The sequence below is a fragment of the Oleiphilus sp. HI0128 genome, assembly GCF_001635365.1.
Genome location: NZ_LWGG01000828.1, coordinates 1 through 7,652, shown reverse-complemented (window position 1 = coordinate 7,652; position 7,652 = coordinate 1). Strand labels below are relative to the sequence as shown.

Annotated in this window: 9 protein-coding genes; 5 read left to right on the top strand and 4 right to left on the bottom strand. The window is 44.2% G+C overall.

From position 1 onward, the window contains the following. The 3 genes from A3763_RS12675 to A3763_RS27020 form a co-directional block, all read left to right on the top strand. Nucleotides 1–429: GFA family protein (locus tag A3763_RS12675; RefSeq protein WP_068760100.1), on the top strand; the 429-nt coding region annotated here is incomplete at its 5' end. A 101-nt stretch (nucleotides 430–530) separates the two neighbouring features. Then, nucleotides 531–1,253 carry a transporter substrate-binding domain-containing protein gene (locus tag A3763_RS12670; RefSeq protein ID WP_082880458.1) on the top strand — a complete coding sequence of 241 codons (723 nt, stop codon included), beginning with the start codon at nucleotides 531–533 and terminating at the stop codon, nucleotides 1,251–1,253. Between the two features lie 178 nt (nucleotides 1,254–1,431). Continuing rightward, nucleotides 1,432–1,743, top strand: a complete 312-nt coding sequence (locus tag A3763_RS27020) for a phospholipase A (protein ID WP_197469993.1) — start codon at nucleotides 1,432–1,434, stop codon at nucleotides 1,741–1,743. Here A3763_RS27020 and A3763_RS12660 read toward each other — a convergent pair. Continuing rightward, on the bottom strand, nucleotides 1,740–2,195 hold the full coding sequence (locus tag A3763_RS12660; RefSeq protein ID WP_068507385.1) for a DUF2489 domain-containing protein: 456 nt from the start codon (nucleotides 2,193–2,195) through the stop codon (nucleotides 1,740–1,742). The two genes, A3763_RS27020 and A3763_RS12660, sit on opposite strands and share 4 nt — an antisense overlap. Before the next feature lie 195 nt (nucleotides 2,196–2,390). On the opposite strand from A3763_RS12660, the gene A3763_RS12655 reads away from it, so the two are divergent. After that, the gene (locus A3763_RS12655; protein ID WP_068507387.1) at nucleotides 2,391–2,810 is read left to right on the top strand and encodes a CBS domain-containing protein; all 420 of its coding nucleotides are present in this window, start codon (nucleotides 2,391–2,393) and stop codon (nucleotides 2,808–2,810) included. Nucleotides 2,811–3,098: 288 nt separating this feature from the next. Beyond that, nucleotides 3,099–4,544, top strand: coding sequence for a wax ester/triacylglycerol synthase family O-acyltransferase (locus A3763_RS12650; protein WP_068507389.1), 1,446 nt, complete (start codon nucleotides 3,099–3,101; stop codon nucleotides 4,542–4,544). Nucleotides 4,545–4,559: 15 nt separating this feature from the next. Here the strand turns inward: A3763_RS12650 and A3763_RS12645 are convergent, their stop codons facing one another. From A3763_RS12645 to A3763_RS12635, 3 genes are all read right to left on the bottom strand, one after another. After that, complete coding sequence (locus tag A3763_RS12645) at nucleotides 4,560–4,925, bottom strand: sirohydrochlorin chelatase (protein ID WP_068507391.1); 366 nt, start codon at nucleotides 4,923–4,925, stop codon at nucleotides 4,560–4,562. Nucleotides 4,926–5,020: 95 nt separating this feature from the next. Next, nucleotides 5,021–5,929, bottom strand: coding sequence for a response regulator (locus A3763_RS12640; protein WP_369820144.1), 909 nt, complete (start codon nucleotides 5,927–5,929; stop codon nucleotides 5,021–5,023). A 3-nt stretch (nucleotides 5,930–5,932) separates the two neighbouring features. Beyond that, the coding region (locus tag A3763_RS12635) for an ATP-binding protein (RefSeq protein ID WP_156495072.1) at nucleotides 5,933–7,652 on the bottom strand (1,720 nt) is incomplete at its 5' end.

The following is a 7,652-nucleotide window of genomic DNA, read 5'->3' as shown; positions in this document are numbered from 1 at the left end:
ACCACATCGAAAATCACCGTCAGAGCCCAACCTTTTTCTCGCTTTAAATGCCATTGCACTATTTGCCAAGAGATCTATAACAAGCCTTATGCAGAATTTGTCGTAGTCAATGCAAAAAATGTTGAGCTAAACAAATCTGATCAACTATTGTTTGCAAAATATCGTCGTCCTCCTGCTCTAACTAGAGGTATATGCCAAAACTGCCAATCTCCATTAGTTGGCTTTTTGAGGCTTGCGCCTTTTTTAAAACTGGCCTTTATTCCCATTGACCGTTTTGAAGACCCTGGCGCACTACCAGCAGCTCAAGGGCATATTTTTTATCACAGCAGAAGTGAAGAAATAGACGACAATTTACCGAAGTTTAGCGGATACTGGAAAAGCGAACTGGCGGTGAGCCAATCTGTACTTAAGGGATTAATACAACATTAGGTTAACTGAGCACTCTAGTAATTCTTATGCTTTAATATAAGACACTAGTTCTATCGTTATAAAGGCTTATTTCGAGCATACTCAAATATTATCTTATATTATTGCTTTGCATTTTTAGTAGTCTAGTTCACGCAAAATCACCAGACGCACAAACTATAGCGATAGCAGCGCCTCATATCACTAGCCTAATTGAGGAAGACCAGTCTGGCATCTATCAAGGCATTCTGAACGAAGCTATTTCAGATATGCCTTTCAAAATCATTCAATCATATACGCCTTATAAACGAGCCCTGGTATCATTTGAGCAAGGCCATACAGACTGCATTTATTCTTTCACGCAAGTGATGCAAGAAAAGCTAGGAAATGAGAATATCATTGCAAGCTTTCCACTAGGTGCCTTCGCTTATTATATGTTTAGCCCTCTCGACCAAAGCCCTTTAACTAGCTCCAGTCAACTTAAAGGACTTAATGTGGGTGCCGTACATGTGCACGAGAACTATTATAAACATAGACTTAGCGAAAAAATAAAACTAGACAAAGTATACAAAGACGCCCAGAACTTGAAAAAGCTCAAAGTAAAGCGTATTGATGTCATGATCGCAGCGCTTCCGGACTTGCAACCTTTCGTAGATCAATTGAGTTACTCTGCCAAGCACCCTCTTGTAGAAAGCTATGACCGTATTACGTGTCATAACAAAGCGCTCACACAAAGCTTCCTTGATGAGCTTTCACCAAGACTCAAAAGAATGAAGGACTCAGGCCGCTATAAAGAAATTTCCGGCGAGTTATTTTTTGACTTCGATAGTGAGTATAAACAACAATAGCCGGCTACCGTACAGATCGAAACAATACATGAAGCGACAATGGCTATTGCACGACTCAAGTATTTTACCTTATTAGGTTTTTTACTATTTTTCAGTAAGTTAGCAGCAGCGGAAGAGTCTATTGATTGTTTCTTAAATACAGCGGCGAGTATGCCCGCTGAAACAACGCTGGCCGAAGTTGCTCACTCATGCACACAACAAAAAGACAAACCACTTATTCCGAGGCGATGATAACCCGGATATCGACGACTACCTAGGTCACTATGAAATTACCGGTGTGATGGACTGGGGGCGCTATAAACTCAGCAGCTCGGTGAGATACAACTTCGACACAGGTTATGGGTCTGCGGAAACCGGATTCAGTTTTCCGATGTGGGGGCGATTAAGAGGTTTCATACAATTTTTTGAAGGCTATGGAGAAAGCCTAATTGACTATGACCACCGGGTACAACGAATAGGCCTGGGCATATTGCTCACCGACCTACTCTAGAATGAATGCTCCAGGAGCGCTTTAGACGCAGAGAGTATCGCATGCTGGTTGTCTTCTTCCAGTTTGAAGCGTTCCTGATCCAGCTTAAAAATCACTCGTTTGTCAGTTTGCTTACGCGCCTCATGAGTTGGCATGTGCTCTAGCGCATCATACATTTTGATAAACACTGAAAACCGCTCATCTTCATGCAGGTTGGGGGCTAAATGGTCAAGTAGCACTTTAATTCTAATGCATCCTTCCGACAGCTCAACCTGCTCGTCTAACATGCATTGTGCGATAACCTTAATGCTGTTGAGGGCCTTATCTTTCTTTTCAGCCACCTCCTCCAGATAAGCTTTTTTCGCGTCCTCTATTCTTTGAATTTTGTTCCATGTTTTGAAGCTAAAACGGAATAAGAAAATAGAAACAAGACTACCGACAACAATTGCAAGCCAGATAAAGTTCTCAGACATATAACAAATCAACTCGAAAGATAGAAAGCGCGAAATTATAGCAGCTTCAGCAAATAGTGTATTTATTTTAAAGTGATTACTAGTTCCTTATAGGAATGCACTCAAATTGACACCGGTCATCACACTAGTAGAAACCTCGTAGTATGCTCACTTCAACAAACTCATTTATACATTACAAATTTTATTGGAGGCAAGATGGAATCTCCCAAGGTTTACGTTCGCGATTACATGCACCCAGCGACATACTCATTTAAACTTGATACTAGCGTTGAAGAAGTCGTTAAAACACTTACCAAAAGCCATATCGTAGGAGCGCCAGTGTTAGATACTGACGGCAAACTGGTAGGTTTTATCACTGAGCAAAACTGCATCAAGCAGATGCTCAACAATACCTACTATTGTGATAGCCACGAAGTAGCAGCTGACATTATGCGAGAGAATCCTCTATCCGTATCCCCTGATGAAGATATTCTTAAGCTAGCAGAAAGCATGCTAAGGAAAGGGCCCAAGATCTACCCAGTAATAGAAAATGATAAAGTGATCGGCATTATTAGACGTGCTGATGTACTAAAAGCACTTAGCCTGGCCAAAAAAGATATGTGTGCAGTGAAGTAGTATTATGCTTCTCTAGCAGGCTAAAGTTGTTCTAACTTCATTTAGCCTGCTCTATCTTCAGGTTCTTAAAACTCCATTCGCGATATGCCCCCATTCCCCCTCCCTGCCGAATAAAAGGTTCACGACAACTCCATTTCAAAATTTGCTATACCAAAAGTAAATTTCTTGTCTGCGAACATAAATAGTTCCGATATCTTCATAGACCTAGGCAATAAAGTTTAATGGTCTAATATAGTAAGTGTGTTAAGATTCCGCTTTGTATTCATTACTCCCAAAAGGCCTGGCAAAATGACTCAGAATAACAAGATAAACATACTTGATGCCTCTTGGTTGGCATTGGATACCGAAGAGACGCCAATGCATGTTGGCAATCTGCAAATTTTATCTCTCCCCAAAGATGCTCCTGCTAATTTTTTACGCGACGATGTTCATCGCATGAAATCGGCTGGAGATATTGTTTCCCCCTGGAACAAAAAGCTCGCGAAGCCTAGCTTACTGGGCCGCTTACTCGCACCGTCTTGGGTTATCGATAAGAACATAGACCTAGATTATCACGTACGTCATTCGGCTCTACCCAAACCAGGCGGTGAACGAGAGTTGGGTATACTTGTATCGAGATTACACTCCAACCGTATGGACTTTAAACGCCCTCTATGGGAGTGCCATGTCATCGAAGGTCTGGAAAATAATCGCTTTGCCATCTACACCAAAATGCACCACTCCTTAATTGATGGCATAAGCGGTGTACGTTTATTGCAACGCACACTAAGCGAGTCTCCAGACGATATCGATACAAGACCGCCTTGGTCTATTGGTACGCCAAAGAAAATTAAAAGCGGCGAACACATTGCGACTTGGCAAGGCGCGCTTGATCAAGCTATCGACGCAATCAAAGAACAAGCCTCGAACACCCCGCAGTTAGTGGGTGCGTTGGCAAAACTGGTCAGTTCATCCGTTCAGGATAGAGTTAAACTTTCTGCTCCGTTTACTGGTCCTAATTCAACCATTAACACCCGGGTGCAAGCCGCTCGCCGCTTTGCTACACAGCAATATTCTTTAGACAGAATTAAGAAACTGGCAGCAGAGGCGGATGCCTCGTTAAACGATATTGTGCTTTATTTATGTGGCACCTCGTTGAGGCAGTTCCTATTAGAAAAAGGACAATTACCTGAGCAACCTTTAACAGCAGGTATTCCGGTTAATATTCGCCCTGCGGATGACACAGGCACAGGTACGGCCATTAGTTTTATGATCGCTAGCTTAGCAACCAATGAAGCGGACCCGCTTCGCCGCTTAGCAACCATTAAAGAGTCGACCCAGATTGCGAAGGAGCACTTACAAAGCTTGCCTAGAGCATCGCTGACACAGTACACGATGCTGATGATGGCACCCTACTCTTTACAGCTTCTCACAGGCCTGGGCGGAAGAATGCGTCCAGCCTTTAACATTACAATATCTAATGTCCCTGGACCGAAAAAGGCTCTCTACTACAATGGCTGTAAACTTGAGGCGATGTACCCAGTATCATTAATCGCCCATGGCGGCGCATTGAATATTACTTGTTTAAGCTATGATGGTTCACTGAATTTTGGCTATACCGGTTGTCGTGACACCTTGCCAAGCATGCAGAACCTGGCAGTATTTTCAGGAGAAGCGCTCGAGGAGCTTGAAGGCTTACTTACAAAAAAAGCCAAGACAAGAAAGACGAAAACTAAAAAAGCCACGACTCGCTAATTATAACGAGGCTCATCAGGATACGCTTAGCGTATCCTGAATCAAACTGACCATCGCAGGCATACCTCCCAGATGAGTCTTAATGTTTATCTTAACATCAGGGTACTGCTCCCTAGCCTTAGCAACTTCGGCCGGAACGTCTTCTATAACATGCCTACCGGCTGACAAGAAGTAAGGCAAGACATCTACTTCAGATGCTCCCTGCTCTATACACTGGATAATTGAGTCGGGTATTAATGGCTCAGCCAGCTCCAAAAAGCCAGTATTGACGATCGCATATTGAGCGCCGACCTTATTCTGAACGCTACGGGAAAGCTCCCGTACTTCATCATTGGAGGACGCTCGTCGTGAGCCGTGTGCAACAATTACTAATGCTTTCATAATGTCCTACTATATTAACCATTTTTTCATTGGGCTCAGTATACTACTCTGCCTACGAGTACTCTATGAGAACAACACCTCAGTCTTTTCCATAATTAACCCTGTGTCAAGACCCTTAAGGCGACCCCTGCCGCTGCCGTTCTATTCTCGACACCAAGTTTAGGAAAGATCATTTCCAAATGTTTATTCACCGTTCGAGGGCTCATCGATAGAATTTCGGCTGCTTCGCGGTTAGTTTTCCCATTCGCTATCCAAAACAAAACTTCCGCCTCTCGCTCAGTTAAATCGAGATTTGCTTTTAATAAAGCAGCTTCTGTTGGCTTGTTCCCGTCAATCAGTTTAATTAGCTGGTCGCCATTGGAATGTTTGCCTACCCTCTTCAGAGATAAAGGATATTCTAGTGCTTCTAAGTTTAGACTATCCCCGTCCTGCGGAGACCCAGCCAACCATTGAGAAAGCATTTTTGTAAACGCCTCAGAACCATCTGTCGGAGAGATATTAGCTTTGGCAAACAAAGCATAGGTTTGCGGGGTGGCCCAGCGAACAATGCCTTTTTCGTCAGCCGTGAAGAGATGCTGCCCAGTGCTATCCAAGGCACTTTGCGCACTCTTGGTTAAACGCGCATTGCTCAAATGCACCTTCATACGCGCTAGCAATTCTGTCGGGTTGATGGGTTTAACCAGGTAATCAACACCACCCACTTCCAAGCCTCGAACAATATCATCAGTATCAGATAAACCCGTCATGAAAATAACGGGAATATCTGCGAGGTCTGCATTTTGCTTTAGCTGGCGACAGGTCTCAAAGCCATCCATTACGGGCATGACTGCATCGAGCAGTATTACATCGGGCCGAATGCGCTTAGCGATCGTTAGGGCTTGCTTGCCTTCCAGAGCAACCAGCACGTCCATTCCTTCCGCTTCCAAGGCATCGTTAATCATGCTCAGAGCATCGGGGGAGTCATCAACAACCAACACAGTATCGGTCTGGCTTAAAGGCGTCATCATTTAATCTCTTAAGGCTTGCGCAAGTTGGTCGAACTGGAAACTGTCACTCATAGCAAACAGGCTCTGCATAAATGGCTCCGGTAGTAACTTAGCTGATTCTACCTGAGCTAAAGTTTGCACGACACCCTTTCGGTAGCCCATTTCGGCGTAGGCTTTTAGCTCACGAATTAAGGGGTCGTTGGGAATAACGAAGGCGTCACTAGTTTGTGCTTCTTCAGGGTTACCATCGCGCTCTTTAGACAAGACTTTAACCGAGTCGAAATCTTCACTTTCATTTTGCGATATCCAGTGCAAGCCCAGGTGCTCAGCTAGCTTATCTAACAGAGCCGCATTGTTAATCGGTTTAATCAAATAATCAGAATAGCTGGCCGTGGCAATGTAGTCGCTCGATGGCATTTGTGCATTGGCAGAGAGCATTAAAATCGGAACACTAATTCCCTCACTACGTAAATCATCAGCCAATTCGTAACCTGTTTTGCCAGGCATCGAGACATCGAGAACAAATAGATCTGGCTTGGCCGTATCTAATAGCGCCATACAAGATGGTGCATCAAAAGCCTCTAAGGTAGTAAAGCCCAGTGGAATGAGTAAGTCTGACAAGAAGCCCCTTAGAACCGGGTCATCATCTACCAAACAGATAGTTCGCTGATAACCTTCGTAGCCAACTATCTTGGCCTTAACGGCTTCTTCTACCTGCTGAGTATTGTTCACCCAGGGCAGCATTAAGCTCACCTTAAAACAACTGCCCTTCCCAAGTTCTGAGTCGACCTGTAACTCTCCACCCATTACTTCAGTTAAGAGCTTCACGATAGTCAAACCAAGACCTGTCCCCTGCACATTCGGTGTATGTGTATTACGCACCCTTTCAAAAGGTTCGAATATACGTGCAAGGTAGGAAGCCTCTATCCCTGGCCCGGTATCTTTGATAATGAATTCTGCCACCTGAGAACGGTACTTCACCGTAAAGTCGATTGAACCTTCTTGTGTATACTTCACAGCATTAGACAAAACATTGATCAAAACCTGGCGCAAGCGCTTTTCATCTGCCATCACCATTTTCGGCAATCGCCCTTCTATATTGAAGTTAAGCTCAATCCCTTTGTTCTTAGCCTGCATTTGAAACATACTGGCAAGCTGATCGAGCAATTCAGGTAACTGAACCTTGTTCCGAAACAAGTCCAAGCGCCCAGCCTCAATCTTTGATATATCAAGCAGGCCTTCAATCAAATCTGCCAGATGCAAGCCACTGCGATGAATGATATTCAAGCCTCGAGACTGTGCATCATCAAGGTCCTGCTTGTCAGTCAGTAATTGCGCATAGCCGAGTATCGATTGAAGCGGGGTTCTCAGCTCGTGACTGATCCCAGATAGATAGCGACTCTTGGCGTCATTCGCTTGCTCTGCATGCTCTTTGGCTTGTTGCAATTCCAGATCGGTTTTCTCATGAGCTTGGATTTCTCGCATCAGCTTACGTGTTTGCCGATTGGACTCAATTTGGGCTACCACCCGGCTCTCGTGCGCCAAGAGAAACAGCCAGGAAATCACACCCGTAACGATCAAGAAAATAAAGAACAGTGTGATCAGACTTTGCTTTAGCACCTCCTGATCGGCAATCGCAGAAGGCATCATATGCTCATAAACCAAGGCCAGCATCGCGGCGTTGATCATATTCGTAATAATAAGCAGCCCAGCAAAACGCCCTAGCCTTGAATTCGTAGAA

Bases quoted from the DNA above. Each gene is read 5' to 3' on its own strand.
- A3763_RS12660 (WP_068507385.1), bottom strand. From the start codon at position 2,195: ATGTCTGAGAACTTTATCTGGCTTGCAATTGTTGTCGGTAGTCTTGTT.
- A3763_RS12655 (WP_068507387.1), top strand. From the start codon at position 2,391: ATGGAATCTCCCAAGGTTTACGTTCGCGATTACATGCACCCAGCGACA.
- A3763_RS12650 (WP_068507389.1), top strand. From the start codon at position 3,099: ATGACTCAGAATAACAAGATAAACATACTTGATGCCTCTTGGTTGGCA.
- A3763_RS12645 (WP_068507391.1), bottom strand. From the start codon at position 4,925: ATGAAAGCATTAGTAATTGTTGCACACGGCTCACGACGAGCGTCCTCC.
- A3763_RS12640 (WP_369820144.1), bottom strand. From the start codon at position 5,929: ATGACGCCTTTAAGCCAGACCGATACTGTGTTGGTTGTTGATGACTCC.